Origin of the sequence: Paenibacillus macerans, from assembly GCF_900454495.1 — a bacterium.
In the GTDB taxonomy this organism is placed as follows: Bacteria; Bacillota; Bacilli; order Paenibacillales; family Paenibacillaceae; genus Fontibacillus; species Fontibacillus macerans.
On record NZ_UGSI01000001.1, the window covers coordinates 3,696,926 to 3,716,332 of the forward strand.

A 19,407-nucleotide genomic window follows, 5' to 3' on the forward strand; every position below is an offset into this window, starting at 1 on the left:
TATTACGGTTCTACGCCCCAAACGAGGGTATCGTTTTGGTAAAGGGTGATATGATCCCAATCGGCGTAAGCCGTTTTGGCGGGATCATACGAATAATCGTTGCTTTCGTCAAAGTTGGACCAGTCGGTCTTGGATATCCGAAGCTGGATGTCGCCGGACTGCCCTCCTGGGGCAAGCGTCCCGGCCGCGGCGGTAAAGCTAAGCTCGATATAAGTGTCCGCGTCCGTCCCGGATACGGTGCCGAACGTTTTTTCAATGTTCGACGCGCCCAGTTGGGCCCAATCGATCCAAGCGTTCAAGTCCTGGCTGCCGTCCTTCGTAAAGTAATAGCGTATCTTCAACGTGCTCAAATCAACAGCCGTCGTACCGTTGTTTTTGATATTGAACTGGGGTTTGATTTGATTGTCGGCAGCGTTCGTGTCCCCGGCACGGTATTGCACCACCAGATCCCCGGTGCCGGTTCCTCCGCCGCTCGGGGTGGCGGCAACCTGGGCCGAATTCGCGCTTTCCCCGGCGCTGTTCACCGCGCTGACGACATAATAGTACGTCGTGCCGTTTGCAAGGCCGGTGTTCGTGTAGCTTGTGGCGGTAACGCCCGCCGCCACGGTCGTGTACGGCCCGCCGCTGGTCGTGGCGCGCTTCACGTTATAGCTTGTGGCGCCGCTTGACGCCGTCCAGCTAAGCTCAACCTTTGCATTGCCCGCTGTCGCGGTCAGGCCGGCTGGCGCCGCCGGAACGTCAGGCGTCTCGCCGCCGCTGGTCGGAATAGCCGGATATGCATTCTGAACCAGTTGAACGAATTGGTCATGGAACCAGTGTCCGGAAATCGGAGCACCCGGCAGCGCGCCGGTCAGCGTGCCGTTGGCACTGGTATAAGTCGGGTCGCACATTCTGTCGAACCCTTTGCCTTCATTGTTGGGAATTTCGGTGCTGGAGCCGTCCGATTCACCCGGAGGCTTCACCCATACGAAAGCGTCCAGATGAGAGGCCGGATAACCCGCCGGAGCGGCTTGCGGAGGCTGACCCATCCCGGCGCCGCTGGCATTGCACCAATTCCCGCGATGGAGACGCTTGTCGATGCGTCCGGAATTGGCATACGCATCCACCGTTGTTCCGCTGGCTCCGGTCGGACGATCCGGGCCGCCCCACCCGTTGCGTGATGTATCGATCAGGAAGCCGATGCTGGACGGCCAGCCCTTGGCTACGAATCCGGAATACAGAGCCGCGGTGAAATCCACTTCGTCAAAATAGGGATTCCACTCATAATACTTGGCGGATTTCAGCTGCATCCCGTTAATCGTCAAATTCGGGTCGGTCAGATACGGTTCCTCCAAGGGAGTCGTGTTGGCTGTATTGGTGATGAAGCCGTCCACGCTGGCAAGTCCGGCAGGAGTCCCGGCGACGACCGACGTAAAGAGGTCGATGGCCGGCTGCCGATTGTTGTCCCAGCCTAACCAGCCGGAGTGGCCGATGTCCATGTAGTTGTAAACGTTAGGAATAGCATGCAGCTTTTCGAGGGCATACCGCGTTGCGTCGCGGTAAATGTTGGTCGAATTGGCCTGCGCGCATTTCGGGTCGCTCAGGTTCGTCACCAGGTTCGGCAGCGAATCGGGTTCGATAATCGCGACAATCCGAATGTCGGCGTATTTCGGATTGGAGAATACTTCGACGATGGGATCAATATAGCTCGTTTTATAAGTCTGCAGACCTTCCGCAGTCAAGGGCAGCTCCCCGTTGGAAGCCAAAGCGTGACAATCCCGGCCCGGCAGGTTGTAGATTACGAAGGTGGCTACAATCGGCGTATCCCCCTGCTTCTGGGCAAGCACCTCGTCCATGGTTTCCACCAGGCTTTTCCGGCCGCCGTTGGCCTCACCTCCGGCAATGGCCGCAATGCGGTCCAGCCAAACAGCCGTCGGGTACGACTTGACGGTTTGCATCTTCGCCTTCAGCGTATTATCGCTAACTTTGGCAATGGAGGTATCTACGAGCTCCGCATAATCGGAATTCACATACATCGTCGCGCCCAAAAAAGGATTGTCGACATGAGCTTCGGCGGCATAGCTCCTTTGTATTCCAAAAGGCTGCAGCAGCGTCAGCGCCAAAGCAGCAACCGCAGTCATCGCCACCGTTCGTTTGAAAAGTTTGGATAACATGGAATCACTCCTCATCATGGATTGTTTACTTCAGTTCTTCATACCAGCACAGCATTCCGGTACGCCGTCACCTTGTCCCAATCGGTATAAGAGGTCACCATCCTTTGAAACACCTCATCCGCCTTCCCGAAACGTAAATTTAGCCCTCACCTCCTTTTTTGCATGGCATTATTCCAATCCGAACCGACGTTTTATCGGGCCGAAGGAATACCTGGTAAAAGTTCATAACATCCCGCTGCGATCTAACGCTTGCCCTGTCAGCTGCTGGGCTTGTCCGCTTTAAGTTGAATTCACTGGAAAAGTATGCGCTTTCAAAAATGAAATGAAATGGAGGGTTAATGAACAAAAGAAGAATAAGTAGCAGAATAGTAAAATCTTGGCACTTTCATCTTAATTTTTCTGTTCTGCTTTTGTATAGTTTAAATTTTTCCGTTATTGAGTTGAAAATCTTCTGGCCGGCCCTAACGGGCGCCACGAACTATTGACGGGTAGGGGAATCAGCCGCCAATAAAAAACAAAAATCCCAACGGCGAAATGAAGCAAACACATTGATTAATTCATTAAGCGCATCCAGTTGATGCGTACGTTCGGAAAATTGATTTAATGTCATATTTTTTCGGCTCAACCTAATAATCGGTTGCTTGACAGGGAGGGCCGGTAACCGATCGTGGCAAGAAATATCGGCAGATCAATATCCGCTGTCCGGACGCTTTGCACGATTATCCCATTTGATCCGGAAGCAGAGAGGAGGAGAAGTTCAGGAGAAAAAATAGGTTTGGGAGAAGCAGACATGTTCGAGATCGCTAGACAGGTTTGGGAGAAGGAGGTTTAGGAAAAGTGAAAGCAGACCCGACGGGAGGAATGGGGCAAGGACACCGGGAAAAATGAAAGGACCGTGATTAGCCCCCCTCTCCCCCCTGAACAAGAGGGATAATCGTGCAAAGCAGCATGCAGGGACACCAAGACACTAACGCTATAATTTATTTTGTCGAGCACTGATCTCGAATCGTTCAACAGGATCGTGGTGTCGTACAAAAATAGTAATCTACACAAAAAAAGCCCAGAGTTGTTGATTTCAACTCCGCGCTTTTGGGATTATGCGGTCATCTTTATTTCGACTTTTCGAGCTAATTTTAATGCCCCTTGATCGATATATTTCATATAATAATGCGACAAAATAAATAACGGCACCATAGAAACCATAAACGTAATTGCATAAGCAAGATTATAACTAAAAAAATGAATCACTTTACTAAACAGGAACGCGGAGAACGTATTTAGGAAAGTGAAATGAATGAGGTAAAGGGAAAATGAAATCTGTCCTAAATAAGCAAACGGCTTCCATCCAAACACATGCTGCAGCACTTTTAAACGAAGCAGAGCAAACAAAATCATAGCAGAACCTAGGGTTCGGGCAAGAAGCCGCGGATCGATGTTAAATTGAATCCATGCATTGATATTTTTTGTCCACACTTCTATTGGTTCGTACATAGTCCCCATTAATGAAGTATACGGCGCTGAACCTAAGTAAATCCCTATTAAAAGCACAAGTACTGCCGTTATTTTACTTTGGACCCATTTGTGCTTAAGCAAATCGGCCAGCAGCATTCCCCACAAAAAAGCGACAAAATAGGTTTGAATCAAAGCAATGGATAAGACCGCATACACCATCCATCTTTTTTTCACTCGTCCGAATAATGCAAGAAAACCGAAAATTAAAAAAGAACCTAATAGCTCATAGCCCATTGTCCAAAGGACCGGATTGTAAGGATGGGCATCAAACCGGAAAAATGGATCAAAAATAGCAGCCTTGATAACGGTATATATATTTGTATCTAAAGCGTAGTAGTCCTTTTTCATATCCGTCCATGTAGTTCCCCATATTTCTTGGAGATAAAAGGCCTTCGTAATAATTGCTAGATACGCAAGCAATACGGATACCGCTGCCGGCACGGCAAGCCGAATGTACCTTCGTATAGCGCTGGAATGCAACAATTTTTGAAAGGTCGTGCTATCGAACTCTTTTTCAAACATTTTGACACTGAGCACATAACCGCTTAGCACAAAAAACAAACTAACGGCAAATTGTCCATTATAAAATAAATTAATTGGAGAATGTCCGTACCAGATATCCCATTTAAAATGAGTTTGTTGCGGCCTTCCGTTTAACGCAGCTGGATAAAATACTTGTATGTAGTGCGAAATAACCACGGCAAATGCCGCGAGTCCCCTGATGCCTTCCAAATAGAATAGCTTTTTCTCGGATGTCTCTTCATTCATTTTTTATATTCCCCTACTTTCACGAATAGAACTACTATAACATGTGTTCGCTCGAATAAGCGCGGGTGATAACCGTTAGCTTAGAAAATGTTTCGTACATAAAACCCGGCCCCTGTTCATGGCCGGGCTTAAGCAGCTATTTATTTTTCCATGGTAGCGTCGTATATGACGGCAGATCGACGGACCAATTTACATCGGTGAATACTTTGTCCACGACGATCCGTTTCAACGTCAGCTTGGAAATGTCGTTCGGAACATCGTTAACGATGAAGTCGAGTTCATCCCAGACGCTTCCCCCATCCTCATTAATTCTTCCAATCCCCTCTCTAATTACGGAATACGTCGTCTCATTCGCATCCATGGCGATCCACTTGTCTCTATTTTGCTGGTTTATATAAATTCCGCTTCCGCTTAAGCGAAGGTTTCTTTTTTCTGTATCAGGGTCGGTTTCAAAGCCGTATTTCTCCAGAGTGATCTTGTCTCCTTCGTCTTCAAATACGACGGGCTTCTTGGCCAACTGGTTCAGGTCAATCTCTACCGAAGCTTCTTTTTTAATCGGTAGGCTGTACCCATCAAGTACAAACCGGATGTTTTTCAGCTCAAGAGATACCATTGATGTAAGCCATGTTCTGGACCAACTTGTACTGGCGTTAGCTTTGTATACCTCTTCAATTTTGCCGCCAAAAGGACCGCTTTGACCGCCAAAGTACTTTGCCTTTGCTTCGGGGTCGTCCGTTTCGAGATGGTACCAAAGCTCAACATCTTGCCTCCATTCGGGAATGGCCTGTTTTGCCAATTTTTCGTTCAAATCGAGGTCCATATCCAGGCGCAGTCCGTTCGGGGTACGAAAAAACTGCTTCATCTCCATTTGCAGTCCTGCCGGCGTGGTATAGTTTGCATTCAGCGCCTCACTTGTCCCTAGCCGCTTTGCTTTGGTCATATCCAAGGTGAACTCGAATTTCCAATTCACTTCGATTTTTTCGCGTTTGATGTCGTCTTTTTTATCGGCCCAGTCCCAAATATGATCCGTCTTGCCTTGAATCACGATTTGATCCGGCGGTGTCTCTGTAAACAGGAATATATATTCCTCCACATTAGGACGGGTTCCACCCGGCGATCCCGCTAGAGTAGCAACTACCTTGCCGTCTCGATCCTTTATAAAAATACCGCCATCCTCCAAAGGACTTTGCAGAAAATGGCCGTCCGGTCCAAAATGCTTAGCCGTAAGCACCACACGCGAGTTGTCGACCATTACGCTTTCGATTTCAAACGCGTACCCCTTGTCCTCTACCCGAATGTCCGGTTTGGATACCAGACCAAGCTCCTGGGAGGTCATGTAGTCGTCATACCATAACCAATCCTCAAAGCTATACTCGGAAGGGACTACAATTGGCGAAGACTGGCCTTCCACCTTCCCCTTGGCATTGGTCAGGGCAATGCCGACGATAACCGCAACAAGAATAAGTCCTAAAGCCGTTCGCTTAAATGATGTTTTCTTAAATAAGGCAATCATCGTAATTCTCCTTTTGATTTCCAGGCGGTTCTTGGAAAAATAGGCGGCGGCAAGCAGCCTCGACGGCTTTCCCGATAACGTTTCAAGCAGCTTAATAACCGTATGTCCGTACTGCTTCGCTTCATCCGGGCCGATGTAAGAGACGGCCTGCGCATCGCAGGATAACTCTTGATCTTCCCTCATTTTGCGATAGGCGTACCACAGTACCGGATTGAACCAGTGCAGGATCAGCAGCGCCGTCATCACCCAGTTGACGGCGATATCCTTCCGTTTGTGATGAACCAGTTCATGGAGGAATATATACTTGATCTCATTTGCGGAGAATTGGTCTACGATGGTCGCGGGCAGCAAAATTTTGGGCGACCTTAGTCCGTGCAGCGCCGGGCCGCTTCCTTGGTCCGTCATCCGCAGTGAAATTTTGCGGCGGACACCAAGCTTGTGTTGGCAGGACTGCAGCAGTTCCTCCAGTTCCGGATTTACCATTCCATTGGAGCCGAAGACAATGCTCTTGGCAAACCTGCGGTTGATGCGGAACAAATAAACGGACAGAGCGATGACGCCGGCAAGCCATAATCCGAACAAACCTGCGTAAGCCCCATCTTTGGGGGTTAATCCAGCGGGCTGCCGGGACGAATCCGCCGGCTCGGCCGGGGCCGCCGCGGTCTTCGTCTTGGCCGCTTCGCCGCCAACCTCGGCCACACCGTTCGGCAAGGTCTCCTCCGCCGCCGGTTCAGCCGCGTCCGGGCTGGGCTGCCGCTGCTCCGCTACCTGCGTAATTAATGCGTCGATCCTGCCGCTTGGCTCGGAGAGGGAAAACAGGTTATACATGCTGATGGAGCTTTCTGGTGCCCACGGAAGCAAGGCCCGAAGGAGGACAATCAGCCAAAGCGCGTACTGCCATTTGATCGGGAGCCGGTCCTTAAGTACCCATTTGAGCAGCAGTACCAATCCGACCAAAATGGAGACCATGACCGAGGTTTGAAACAGCCAGCCCAAAAAGCCGGGCAACCACCTCAGCAGGGGCATTACCGCGTTCCATACCATGGTCATTGCCGATCTGTCTTTTCATCGAGAATTTGTTTGAGTTCCTTGATTTCTTCCTCGGTAAGCCGTTCTTCCTTTAGAAACTGCACGAACATCGGCTTCAGCGCTCCTCCGTACAGCCTTTTCAGAAACGACTTGCTCTCCGCCCTAATACATTCCTCTTCGGTCACCAATGGCGAGTACAGGTAAGTTTTCCCTTCCTTATGGAAGCCGAGTGCCTTCTTCTTCAACAGCCGGTTGATCAAAGTTTTGACGGTCGCCGGTTTCCAGTCTTTGTCGTCGCTGAGCGCTTCTATTACATCGTTCGCTGAAGCCGGCGAGCTTTGCCAAAACACCTTCATCACTTCCCATTCGGCTTCGGAAATCCGCGGAATTTGCGACATCATAAACTCCTCCTATTTAAAGTTTACATATGTAATCGATAGATCGGTCGACTCAAAGTTTACACTTGTAAACGGAATATGTCAAGAAGTGTATTTTCCAACGGCGCGTCCTCCAATTTATAGCGAAAGGCCCAAAAAAAAGAAACGGCGGCAGAAAAGACCCAAAAACAAGGTCTCGTCTGCCGCTGTATCTCTATAAAGATGCGCGCTTCTGACCACAAAACTATTTTAACGGTTGCCATGGCGCTTATTTCGCCGAAAACCGGCTGCAATTACCTGAATTCAGGCAAATAGGGTCGATTACAACCGTTAGAGTTTGGAAAAGGTCTTTTTTCGGAAAATAGCGGCGGCTGCAACCGTTAGATTTCCGACCAGGGGCTACTCGGGGAGCTACCCGCCGGATTACCCGGCAGATTACTCGCCGGATTACCTGCCACATTACTCGCTAGATTATTCGCCGGCTACCCGGCAGATTACCCGGCCGATCTCCCGAACCGCTTAACGATAACAAACGAGAATATCCAGCGGATAACGCCCGGCGTTCCGCCCGTACAGCGCCAGCCCGCCTTCGCCCGCCCGAAGCTCCAGGCGGAAGCTGCGGCTGCGGTCCAGCTTGGCGGCGATTCGCCCCGGCACCTTCACCTTGCACAAATAACCGTATGATCCCGCTTCATCCAAACGGTTCGCCACCGGCTGATAGTGCCAGGACAATACGCCGCGGCTGTCCGCCGGATCGTCGGGCAAGTGAACGGTTCCGGCCGGCTCTCCGTCGATGCACACAGTGACCTCTGACTCATGCCGCTCTTCGTCCGTCATGTAGTACGTATTCGGATTGTACTCCACATCGGCGGCGGCGCCATGCATAAAGTGGATGCCCGTCTCGCGGGCTTTGGCGCCTTCGATGTTGCGGGCCAGCACTCTTTTGGCGCTTGCTTCAAACACGATTTCGATGTCGCCGATCAACTCAAGCCGCTCGCGCTCGGGAAGCCTCACCTCATAAGTGAACGCCCCGGCCCCCGCGCCGCTCACCTTGGCCCCCTGAATCGCATCCCAATGATGCGTAAACGATTGGCCGGCAAAACCGCCTACCGGCAAACTGATGTGGCCGAAGCCGGAGTCATATGTTCCGTCCGCCTCACCGCTCCGCACGTCAAACGTAATGAAGTTCCGGGTAATCGCTCCCCCCGCTTCATCCAATAAACGAACCGCCAGCACGGCCACGGCATCCCGGTTTGGCATCGTCAGGTTCAGCGGCGCAATCGGGGCTACGCCGTAGCCGTTCCATTCGATGGAAGCTTCACCGCGGTCGGCCGCTTGGCGCTCGCCAAGCTGGTCGTACCACAGCTCCCAGTCCAGCTTCAGCGTCCGGCCGTGGTAACGGTCGGAGTAACTGGAGCGCAGCAGGGCGACGGCAACCCGCTCGCCGCCTTCCACCGTTCGGCACGGAGGCGCGTCGATGACGATAAAGTCGGGCGAATGCAGATCGGCAATCGTCATGCCGGGCACAAAATCGCCGTAGCCGAAGTCTTTGTCCGTGCCGTCGAGCCGGTAGTAGCCATTGAATTCATTCGTCACGTCGCGGAATTCCGTAAATACGAACCCGCACATTTTGTCATGGCGGCGGAATTCGTTCAGCATGTACCGGTAATGCCACGCCAGGTCGCTGTCGCCCGCACCGTGTTCGATGCCCCAAACGTTGCCGCATTCGCTGTTCATCAGCGGCGCATCCGTCTGTACGTTCCCGCCGATAAAGTTGAGCTCGGACCCGGGATAGGTTTTTTCGACCACATCGCTCACGTGCTGCCGGACCTGTTCATACCCATTGATATAAAAATGCCAGGTATTGAGATCCGTTTCGACGTGGTCCCAGTTGCAGGCCGAATTGTCCTCCACCAGCCGCGTCGGGTCGGCTTCCTTGGCCCAACGGTACATCCGCCGCACCCATTCCTGGGTCTCCGGCAAATAATTCATGTTGCCCGATTCATCCCCGGTCAAACTGCCGGCCGCTTTCCCCGATTTCAGCCCCCACGTCTCATTGAACATCACCCAGGAAAAAATCGCGGGATGATTGTAATCCCGGGCGAGCACTTCACGGGCTTCGCTTTCGTAGGCAGTTCGCGCCCGCTCATCCGGCGCGCCCCAGAAGCAGGGCATATCCTCCATCACGAGAATCCCCAGCTTGTCGGCCCAATACAGCTTGCGCGGCTCCTCGGGTTTGATATGAATCCGCACGAAGTTCAGCCCGAGCCTTTTCATAAGGTAAATCTCGTTTCTCATTTCCTCGTCGCTCGGATACGTAAAATAGCCGGTTTTGTGATAAGACTGGTCGAGCGTGCCGTTCAAATAAACCGGTTTTCCGTTCAGCGTGATCCAGCGGTAATCGCGGTCCCCAAACCGGGCGGTGGCGATTTCGCGGATTCCGAAATAAGTGCTGACGCGGTCGCGGCCAAACGAACCGGACAAAACGATCTCCCCTTCATACAAAAAAGGGGTTTCCGGGCTCCACAAACGGGGATTTGCCACCGTAAACGAGGTGCGGACCGTATTTTCGCCGGCCGTCAGCCGGACCTGCTCCTTGTGGTTCACCGCGCCTTGCGCAAATTGGAAGGACAATTCCGCTTCGGTAACCCCGCCGGAGATAATGAAACACTCCACTTCGATCCGTCCGTCCATGAACGTCCGGAACCTGGCTTCCCGGACAAAGCTTTCCGGGCGCGCCTCCAGCCAAACGGGCTGCCAAATGCCGCGGATTTCCCCGTACCCTTGTTTGCCGCGGGCCTGGTAATCTTCGTCCCGGTCCTCCACGCGCACGACGATCGTGTTTTCTTTATCCTTTTTCCACGTGTCCGTCACTTCGAATTCGAATGCGCCATACCCGCCCCGATGCGATCCGGCATGAACGCCATTGACCCAAACATCGCAGCGGTAATCCACCGCCCCAAACCGCAAAAAAATCCGCGCCGGCCCAAACTCCGGCTGCCAAGCCACAGTCCGCCGGTACCAGCCGATCCCGGGCTCATTGACGCCGATGCCGGACAAAGGGCTCGACCAGGAAAAAGGAACCTGGATTTGCTCGCGAAAAGCCGGCACTCCCTCGTTTTGCCAAGACTGGCCGATCCCCTCGTCGCTTGGATCAAAACGAAACGCCCACGCCCCATTCAGATTGAACCAGTCTTTCCGCTCCCAATCGGGCCGGGGAAATTCCGGACGGGGAATTGCAGCTGCATCCGCGGTCATCGCTTGATTAAACATCGTCATTAGCCACACCTCTCTCCTAAAATCGCTATTAGTCCAACTTATATGGATGATTCCATTTGCCCACATCATAGCATGTGTATTACTTAATTGCAATGTACATTATAAATTTACAATATACATCTTTTATAGTACACTGGACACAGGTTTCATCCTTATGCAGAAAGGATTTTTTGTTGATGAGCGATCCCCACCGCCAAGAAACGATCCATTACCCCGCTTCGCGGATTCTCGATGTGGCCAAAGCGCTGTCCGGCGACGTGCGTCTGCGGATATTGGAGGCGCTCGGCAAACAGCCGATGAGCATCAATCAGTTGGCCGAAGCGCTGGGCGTCGCCCAGCCGACGATTTCCATCAACGTGCAGACGCTGGAGCAAGCCGGCCTGATCGTATCGGCGCAAGGCGCGAACCGGGAAAAAATCTGCTCGGTCACCTGCCGCTCCATCCTGCTGGAGCTGCCGACCCAGCCGGGCGAAGGCCTGCATCACATTGAGGAGATCCATATGCCGATCGGCATGTATTCGCTCAGTTCGGTGCAGCCCCCTTGCGGCATGGTCGGGCGCGACGGCAGTTTGATCGGCTCCCAGGACGATCCGCGGGTATTTTATATGCCGGAACGGACGGATGCGGCGCTGCTGTGGTTCGCCGAGTCGGGATACGTGGAGTATTATTTCGCCAACCCGCTGCCGCCGGGCGTGGAGCTTGAAGAATTAAGCGTGCGGGCTGAAGTCTGCTCGGAAGCCCCGGGGTTCCGGGATGCCTGGCCGTCGGACATCAGCGTAAGCATCAACGGCCACCCGGCCGGAACCTGGACGAGCCCCGCCGATTTCGGCGACCGCAAGGGCAAACTGACGCCCGAAAAATGGAAAGGCGGCACCGAATACGGCCAGCTTATCGAATGGCGCGTTACCCGGAGCGGCAGCTTTGTAGGCAGCGCCCTGGCCTCCGCCACCACGCTTGGCGCGCTTGATCTTGCCTTCAACAAGCCGATCCGCGTCCGCTTCGAAGTCCGGGAGGATGCCGTGAACAAGCGGGGCCTTAATTTGTTCGGCATGGGCTTCGGCGATTATCCGCAGGATATCGTGTTATCGTTTAAACGCAGCAGCAATTAATCATACGTCAATTAAAAAGCAAGCAGCCGCACCCCTTCATTTTTCAGGGCGGGCTGCTTGCTTTTTGTTCGCGGCCGGGGATATATACGTAACAAAATGTAACATACTTTAATTGGATGCATACTTTTTTCAATATGAATGACTATTTAAAGTGCGGAAAATCATCTTTTTCGGATAAATCAAACTAATAATCCCTTTACTAAACTGGATTTTTCAATTATCATGTGAGTGAAATGGCACTTTTTCTCACATACAAAACAGTTATCCGTAAATGCGGGGAACTCTTTGCCCGATCAGGCACACGACTTCATAATTGATTGTATCCATCAGTCCGGCCACTTCGTCGATGGCGATAAACGTCTCCCCTTCACCGCCGAACAGGGTTACGACATCGCCGATTTGCGCGCCGCCCACCGCAGTGATGTCGAGCATCGTCTGGTCCATGCACACGCGCCCGATGATCGGGACTCGCTTCCCGCGAACCAGCGCCGATCCCCGGTTGGAAAGCGCGCGCGACAATCCGTCCGCGTATCCGACCGGCACGGTGGCGACCACGCGGTTCGCAGGAGCTTGATAAGTGCGGCCGTAACTGACGGTCCGGCCCGGCTCGATCGGCTGGATGGCGGTTATTTTCGTTTTAAGCTGCATCGCCTGACGCAGCGGGTAAGCCGAGGTGCGCAGCCGCTGTGCGGGATACAAGCCGTAAAGAGCGATGCCGACCCGGATCATGTCGAGATGCATATGCGGAAAACGCATGGCGGCGGCGCTGTTGCAGCAATGCTTGAGCGGAACCGGCACGCCGGCGGCGTCCAGCGCCTCGATGCAGCGGCGGAACCGCTCAAATTGCCGCTCGGTAAAATGGGCATCCGGTCCGTCCGCATCGGCGAAATGGGTAAACAGTCCCTCGAGCGTGATCCAGGGGCAAGACTGCGCTTGGCGGGCCAAATCAACGGCCGCCTCGATCGAGGTTAGCCCGATGCGGGTCATCCCCGTCTCCAGCTTGAGATGAATACAGGCCCGCCGCTGCTGCCGCTGGGCGCTGTCCATAATTTCGTCCAGCACTTCCTTCGTATACACGGTCATCGTAATATCATGCCGGATCGCGGTTTCGACGGCATGAGGCGGCGTGTACCCCAGCACGAGAACCGGCTCCCGGATGCCCGCCGCTCTTAATTGCAACGCCTCATCCACCAGCGCCACGCCCAAATACTCAGCGCCTGCCGCGATTGCGGCTTGCGCGGTTTGCACGGCCCCATGTCCGTAACCGTTCGCCTTGACCACGGCCATGACCCGGCAGCTTTCAGCCGCCTGCCGGCGGAACAGCTTCGTGTTATGGGCGACGGCCGCCAGGGAAACTTCCGCCCAAGTATCGCGATAACCGACGGTATTTGTGTTTTCTTTTACCGATATCATGGAATGGCCTCTTTCCGTTTTGGGATTTGGAATCATATAATATTCCGCAATTAGAAATTTGAAATACGCAATAATCCGCTAATCTGGGAAACACGAAGGTGATGCCTATGGGCCGAGAACCAACTTTATTTGACTTTTACGCCGACAATCTGGAGATGCTGGCCGAAACGATCGGCGAGACGCTTGGCCGTCCCGTGACGATCGAGGACGCGAATCACCGGCTGGTCGCGTATAGCTCGCATGCCCCGGATACGGACCCCGCCAGGCTGGCGACCATCGTCGGGCGGCGCGTGCCCGATCAGGTCATCAGCAGCCTTTGGCATGGCGGCGTCATCCGCTGTTTGCTGGAAAGCAATAAACCGGTGCGCATCGCCGCCATTCCCGACGTCGGGCTCAGCGAGCGGGTGGCGGTCGCCATCCGCTCCAACGCCGCGGTGATTGGCTTCATCTGGGTGCTTCAGGCGGGCAAGCCTTTCACCGATGAAGAGATGTCCTTGCTGGAGGCCGCGGCGTCCGCCGCACGGAACAAGCTGGTGCAATGGCCCCTGCAGCGGCACAAGGAAGAAGCGGCGCACAAAGATTTTTTCTGGCAGCTGCTGACCGGACATATCCGGACCGAGGCCCATATTCGCGAGAAAGCCCAAAGCATCGGCATCGTCCTGCCGGCTCTTTTTTACATTGCCGTCCTGGAATTTACCCATACCATCGAAGAACGGCAACAGCAGCAAGCCCTCGAAAGCTTCGCTTCGTTCGCGGCCCATTGCCGCATCGTACTTTGCGTAAGCGATAAAAACCAACTGATCCTGCTGTCCGCTCCCACCGTGCACAAAACCAAAGCCGCGATCGGCCGCCAGCTCGAGCTCGCCGACGGAAATTTGCGGGCCCGGTTCGGAGCGCGTTATGCCGGACTGGCCAGCGGAAATCTTTACGAAGAATACGGAAGACTGGAGACGAGCTACCGGGAAGCGCTGCTGCTGCTTCAAGTGAAGCGGCGTTTGCCGGAGGAAACGTCCCGCCTCCATTATTATTCCGATCTGGGTTTTTACCGCTACTTGCCGCTGATCTGGGAAGAAGCCGGCAAGCACAGCTTCGAAAACGAAAGCCTGGCCAGGCTGCGCGCTTATGACCGGGAGCATCACGGCGAGCTGGTTCATACGCTCGAGGTATTTCTAGCCTATGACAGCAATGTCAAAGCCGCCGCGGACGCGCTGCACGTTCACGCCAATACGTTAAATTACAGACTGAAACGAATCGGCGAGATCGGAGGCATCGACTTGACCGATATGGAGCAAAAAGTGACGCTCTACCTGGACTTCAAAACGGAGAAATTCGGCGGCGGCCGCGATTTGTGAAATTGCACAAATCCGGCCCCTTTTTTTGTTGGATCTCCATAAACACAAAGAATTTCACCTGTCCTATACTGGTGTCAGATTAGTTTACAGCTATGCCGTTAAGGGAACAACTTATGACAAACCGGCATGTTTGTGTTAACTAAAGTGACGAACTGACGAGGAGGAAGACAAGATGATCATCGGGGTCCCCAAAGAAATCAAAAACAACGAAAACCGGGTGGCGTTGACGCCTTCGGGCGCGTATTCGCTCGTTAGCGCAGGCCATCAAGTGTTTATTGAAAAAAACGCCGGCGCCGGCAGCGGCTTTACGGACGCCGAATACACCGCCGCGGGAGCCCGGCTGGTCGGGCAAGCCGCCGATGCCTGGTCGGCGGAGCTGGTCATTAAAGTGAAGGAGCCGCAACCTTCGGAATACGCTTATTTCCGTAAGGGTCTGATCCTGTTCACTTATTTGCATTTGGCGCCTGAGCCCGAACTGACGGCGGCGCTTCGTGACAAAGGGGTAACCGCCATCGCCTACGAAACCGTCGAGGTGAACAAAACGCTGCCGCTGCTGACGCCGATGAGCGAAGTTGCCGGTCGGATGGCCGTGCAGATCGGGGCGCAGTTTCTGGAGAAGCCTTACGGCGGCAAAGGAATCTTGCTCGGCGGAGTTCCCGGCGTGAAGCGCGGCAAAGTAACGATCATCGGCGGTGGCGTCGTCGGGACGAACGCGGCCAAAATCGCCGTCGGACTTGGCGCTGAGGTGACGATCATCGATGTGAACCCCGAACGGCTCCGCCAGTTGGACGATATTTTCGGCGCCCGCCTGCAAACGTTGATGTCCAACCCGCAGCATATCGCCGAGGCCGTGGAAGAATCGGACCTGGTGATCGGCGCGGTGCTGATTCCGGGCGCGAAGGCGCCAAAGCTGGTGCGGGAAAATATGGTCAAGGCGATGCGCCCGGGATCGGTGATCGTCGACGTGGCCATCGACCAGGGCGGCATCTTCGAGACGGTCGACCGGATCACGACGCACTCCGATCCGACCTACGTCAAGCATGGCGTCGTTCACTACGCCGTCGCCAACATGCCCGGCGCCGTGCCGCGGACATCGACGTACGCTCTGACCAACGCCACCCTGCCCTACGCGCTGGAGCTCGCCTCCAAGGGGCTCCACGCCGCGCTTAACGACCGCCCCGCGCTGCGCCGCGGCGTGAACGTGGCGGGCGGCGCGATCACCTACGACTCCGTGGCGAGGGACCTGCACTATGACTACGTGCCTGTGGAGCAAGCGCTGGAGTTAAGCGGAAGCCTCGCGCGGTGACGTACGGGGCTTCCGCCCTTGGGTGCTGGAGCCTCACGCGGTGACGTACGGGGCTTCCGCCCTTGGGTGCTGGAGTCTCGAGCGGTGACGTGCGGGACTTCCGCCGTGGGGCGTTGGAGTCTCGCGCGGTGACGCGCGGGACTTCCGCCGTGGGGCGTTGGAGTCTCGCGCGGTGACGCGCGGGACTTCCGCCGTGGGGCGTTGGAGTCTCGAGCGGTGACGCGCGGGGCTTCCGCCGTGGGGCGTTGGAGCCCCGCTGCGAGGTTACTCTAGCTCTATCAAGCACAGATTTCTAGGTTGACCCCAAAAATAACGGCAAAAAATGTCGCTATTCCGACGATATTAGTTCATTTGAGGGAAATAGAGGCAATTTGTGTCGCTATTTTCCCCCATCGCAAGGAAATGTGCCCGTTCTGGACCATTCACAGGAAAAATAAGTACATAAAATTCCGCTAATGGAACGAACATGCCAGAGCACCGGATAATAAGTACATAAAGTGCCGCTATTTTGATGGCTGACAGCCGGTCGTGTCGGTAGCCGACTATCAAGCACCGATTTCTAAACTAATTTCTAAACTAATTTCTAAACCGGGCCCGTAAATTTACTGCTACCCTCCTCTTTTTGCCTTTCCTTCGAAAACAAGCGGACTAATTGCACAAATTTGCACTTAATCGGACAACGTGGCAGCATTTCCGGATAGGTAGCGGTATGTTGTTTTTCAACTAGTTCTTCAACCATAGCGACCTGAAGCGAGAAGCGGGCGCACTTGATCGGGTGATCGCTTTACCACACGTTCGATGGAGTAATCTACTTTGCCATTCGCTCAACGGGTAATCACTCTGCTACACGCTTGTTGGGGGAATCGCACTGCCACACGTTCGATGGAGTAATCTACTTTGCTACACGTTTGAGGGAGTGATCCCTCTACCACAGCCTGATGAAGTGGTGGTCTACTTTGCTGCACGCTCGACGGACTAATCGCACTGCCCGCTCTGCCACACGCTTGGCGGAGTGGTTGCCTTGCCGCCCCGCAGCGATCAGATCACGCCGGCGCCAATGCCTAGACGGCGCATCAGGGGCTCCATCCGCTCCAGCGCCATGTACAGGCTTTGCGTTCCCGCCGCGTAGGAGAAGCGGATATGCCCTTCGCCGCCCGCGCCAAACACATGGCCGGGGACGGCGGCAACGCCCGCTTCCCGGAGCAGCAGCTCGGCGAACTCAGCGGAGCCGAGTCCCGTGTGCACGATGGAAGGAAACGCGTAGAAGGCGCCCCGCGGCTCATGGCAAGGGAGGCCGAGCTCCCGCAGCCCTTGGACGAAGCTGCGCCGGCGCCGGTCGAACGTTTCCTTCATCCGCTCCTTCGCCTCGAGGCCGTGGCGCAGCGAGGCGAGCGCGGCTACCTGGCCGAGCGTCGGCGCACACATCGCCGTATACTGGTGGATTTTGAGCATGCCGGCCATCAGGTCACGGTTGCCGCAAGCAACGTAACCGACACGCCAGCCCGTCATGGCAAACGCTTTGGAAAAACCGCTGACCACCACCGTGCGTTCCTTCATCCCGGGCAGCGAAGCGATGCTGAAGTGCTTCCGGCCGTAAGTCAATTCGGCGTAGACTTCGTCCGAGATGACGATCAGGTCGTGTTTGATCGCCAGCTCCGCCACCGGACGCCAATCCTCTTCCGTCATGATGGCACCTGTCGGATTTCCCGGGAAATTGACGATCAATACTTTGGAACGAGGCGTGATCCGCTTGGCTAAAGCGGCTGCAGTCAGTTTAAACCTCTGCGCGGCCATCGTTTCCACCTCGACCACGTTTCCGCCGCAAAATTGCGCGATTGACGGATAAGCTACATAGCCCGGGGCCGGAATAAGAATTTCATCCCCGGGGACCGTGCAGGCCCGAAGCGCCAGATCAACGGCTTCGCTGCTGCCCACGGTTATCATTATTTCGCTTTCCGGTTCGTATCCCAAGCCAAAGCTCTCCTTCAAATAACCGGCAAGCGCTTCTCTCAACTCCGCCATACCGCTGTTCGCCGTATACCCCGTCCGCCCTTCGTTCAACGCCCGAACGCAAGCTTCACGCACCGGCTCCGGCACGGTGAAATCAGGTTCTCCTACGCCAAGCCGAATCGTATCGGCCCTTTCCCCGCTCAAATCAAAATATTTCCGGATGCCGGACGGCGGCACCTGCCGTACCTGCGGGGCGATCCAATCCCGGGACATCATGACAGCACCTCCAACCGAATTTTTCCGTCCTCGGGGAACGGCTTTGGCCAACTTGCTTCTTTCAACGCTGGTATCGCCTGCTTTTCCGCTTCTTCCGAAGCTGGTATCGCCTGCCTTACCGCTTTTTTCAACGCTGGTGCCGCCTTCTTTACCACTTCTTCCAACGTTGGTATCGCTTGCCTTACCGCTTCTTTCGTAGCTGGTGCCGCCTGTATGGGGGGTTCCGCCAAAAACGACGCCGCCCCGCCTCTTCGTTCCAGCAGCGACAGCCCGATGATGCGGTCCAGCAGTTCCGCATAGGTTATCCCGGCTGCCAACGCGCTTTTGGGCAGCAGGCTGGTTGCCGTCATCCCCGGCAAAGTGTTCACTTCCAGCACATACGGCACGCCGTCCTTCAGGATCATGTCGATTCGCGCATAAACGCCGCACTTCAGCATCCGATAACAGGCGAGCGCCATATCACGCACGCGCGCCTCCACCTCGGAAGGCAAAACGATCGGCTGCTCCTCCGCCCCGCCCACACTGTATTTAGCGCGATAATCGAACCATGCCGCTCCATTCGCCCGGATTCCTAAAATCGGCAGCAGCTCTCCCCCTAAAACGGAGCAGGTGATCTCCTGGCCGTGAACCATGGATTCCACCACCACCGACCGATCCCAGCGAAAAGCCTCCTCAAGCGCGGCGCGCAGCTCTCCTTCATCATCAACCCGCCGCACCCCGATGCTGGAGCCGCCGCCGTTGGGTTTTACGAATAAGGGATAGGCCAGAGCCGAATCCGGACTCCCGTTCCCACGGCTGCCGCCGGACGCAGCCGACGCTTCGCTCCATGACGAGCGCTCAAGGCAGACCCAATCCGGCGTAGCGATCCCTTCGGCCCGCAGCAGCCGCTTCGACAAATCCTTATCCATACACAGGCTGCTGGCCAAAACGCCGCTGCCGGAGTAAGGAATGCCCAGCGTCTCCAACACGCCCTGCACCGTCCCGTCCTCGCCAAAAGCACCATGCAAAGCGAGAAGCGCAAAATCAATCTCCCTCACTTTATCGATCAACTCTTCCCGGCGGGAAATCTCGATCGGCAGCACCTCATATTTACGGCGGTCCAAATGAACCGCCATTTCCTTGCCGGTCATCCGTGAAACTTCACGTTCCGAGGAGACGCCGCCCATAATAACGCCTACCCTCATCCCTCATCGCTCCTTTAACCCTCGTTGATTTCACGCCATCCGGCGCCGCTTCGCAACTCTATAAGTCGAACTTAAGTCGAACTATTGATTTTACGTGACAGGGCAGCCGTGCGAAATGTTCCTACGATGCACCTGCCGTGTCCCTTCGCGCATTTGCCGTGTACCCGCCGCGCACTTGCCGTGTAC

The 19,407-nt window shown here is 54.7% G+C and carries 10 protein-coding genes and 1 pseudogene; 3 read left to right on the forward strand and 8 right to left on the reverse strand.

Going from position 1 to position 19,407, the window contains the following annotated elements:
- Positions 1–2: 2 nt before the first annotated feature.
- From DYE26_RS16655 to DYE26_RS16675, 5 genes are all read right to left on the reverse strand, one after another.
- Positions 3–2,153: a glycoside hydrolase family 6 protein gene (locus DYE26_RS16655; protein ID WP_036625597.1), complete on the reverse strand. Its 2,151-nt coding sequence runs from the start codon at positions 2,151–2,153 to the stop codon at positions 3–5.
- 1,095 nt (positions 2,154–3,248) lie between these two features.
- The gene (locus tag DYE26_RS16660) at positions 3,249–4,433 is read right to left on the reverse strand and encodes an acyltransferase family protein (protein WP_036628730.1); all 1,185 of its coding nucleotides are present in this window, start codon (positions 4,431–4,433) and stop codon (positions 3,249–3,251) included.
- A 136-nt stretch (positions 4,434–4,569) separates the two neighbouring features.
- Positions 4,570–6,996 (reverse strand): M56 family metallopeptidase, encoded by a 2,427-nt coding sequence (locus DYE26_RS16665; RefSeq protein WP_036625598.1) that lies wholly within the window; start codon positions 6,994–6,996, stop codon positions 4,570–4,572.
- On the reverse strand, positions 6,993–7,376 hold the full coding sequence (locus DYE26_RS16670) for a BlaI/MecI/CopY family transcriptional regulator (protein ID WP_063836327.1): 384 nt from the start codon (positions 7,374–7,376) through the stop codon (positions 6,993–6,995). The genes DYE26_RS16665 and DYE26_RS16670 overlap by 4 nt, the downstream gene beginning before the upstream one ends.
- Before the next feature lie 495 nt (positions 7,377–7,871).
- Positions 7,872–10,631 carry a glycoside hydrolase family 2 protein gene (locus DYE26_RS16675; protein WP_240534178.1) on the reverse strand — a complete coding sequence of 920 codons (2,760 nt, stop codon included), beginning with the start codon at positions 10,629–10,631 and terminating at the stop codon, positions 7,872–7,874.
- Between the two features lie 176 nt (positions 10,632–10,807).
- Between DYE26_RS16675 and DYE26_RS16680 the strand changes: the two genes are divergently transcribed.
- The gene (locus tag DYE26_RS16680) at positions 10,808–11,740 is read left to right on the forward strand and encodes an ArsR/SmtB family transcription factor (protein ID WP_036625601.1); all 933 of its coding nucleotides are present in this window, start codon (positions 10,808–10,810) and stop codon (positions 11,738–11,740) included.
- A gap of 261 nt (positions 11,741–12,001) precedes the next feature.
- Here the strand turns inward: DYE26_RS16680 and alr are convergent, their stop codons facing one another.
- Complete coding sequence (gene alr / locus DYE26_RS16685) at positions 12,002–13,153, reverse strand: alanine racemase (RefSeq protein WP_036625602.1); 1,152 nt, start codon at positions 13,151–13,153, stop codon at positions 12,002–12,004.
- 107 nt (positions 13,154–13,260) lie between these two features.
- Between alr and DYE26_RS16690 the strand changes: the two genes are divergently transcribed.
- Both DYE26_RS16690 and ald read left to right on the forward strand, forming a co-directional pair.
- On the forward strand, positions 13,261–14,505 hold the full coding sequence (locus DYE26_RS16690; RefSeq protein WP_051985677.1) for a PucR family transcriptional regulator: 1,245 nt from the start codon (positions 13,261–13,263) through the stop codon (positions 14,503–14,505).
- 172 nt (positions 14,506–14,677) lie between these two features.
- Positions 14,678–15,811, forward strand: coding sequence for an alanine dehydrogenase (gene ald / locus DYE26_RS16695; RefSeq protein ID WP_036625604.1), 1,134 nt, complete (start codon positions 14,678–14,680; stop codon positions 15,809–15,811).
- A gap of 1,038 nt (positions 15,812–16,849) precedes the next feature.
- Here ald and DYE26_RS16700 read toward each other — a convergent pair.
- Complete coding sequence (locus DYE26_RS16700) at positions 16,850–18,034, reverse strand: pyridoxal phosphate-dependent aminotransferase (RefSeq protein WP_371861050.1); 1,185 nt, start codon at positions 18,032–18,034, stop codon at positions 16,850–16,852.
- A 254-nt stretch (positions 18,035–18,288) separates the two neighbouring features.
- Positions 18,289–19,221 (reverse strand): annotated as a pseudogene (locus DYE26_RS16705) (D-alanine--D-alanine ligase); the annotation flags it as partial.
- Between the last annotated feature and the right edge of the window lie 186 nt (positions 19,222–19,407).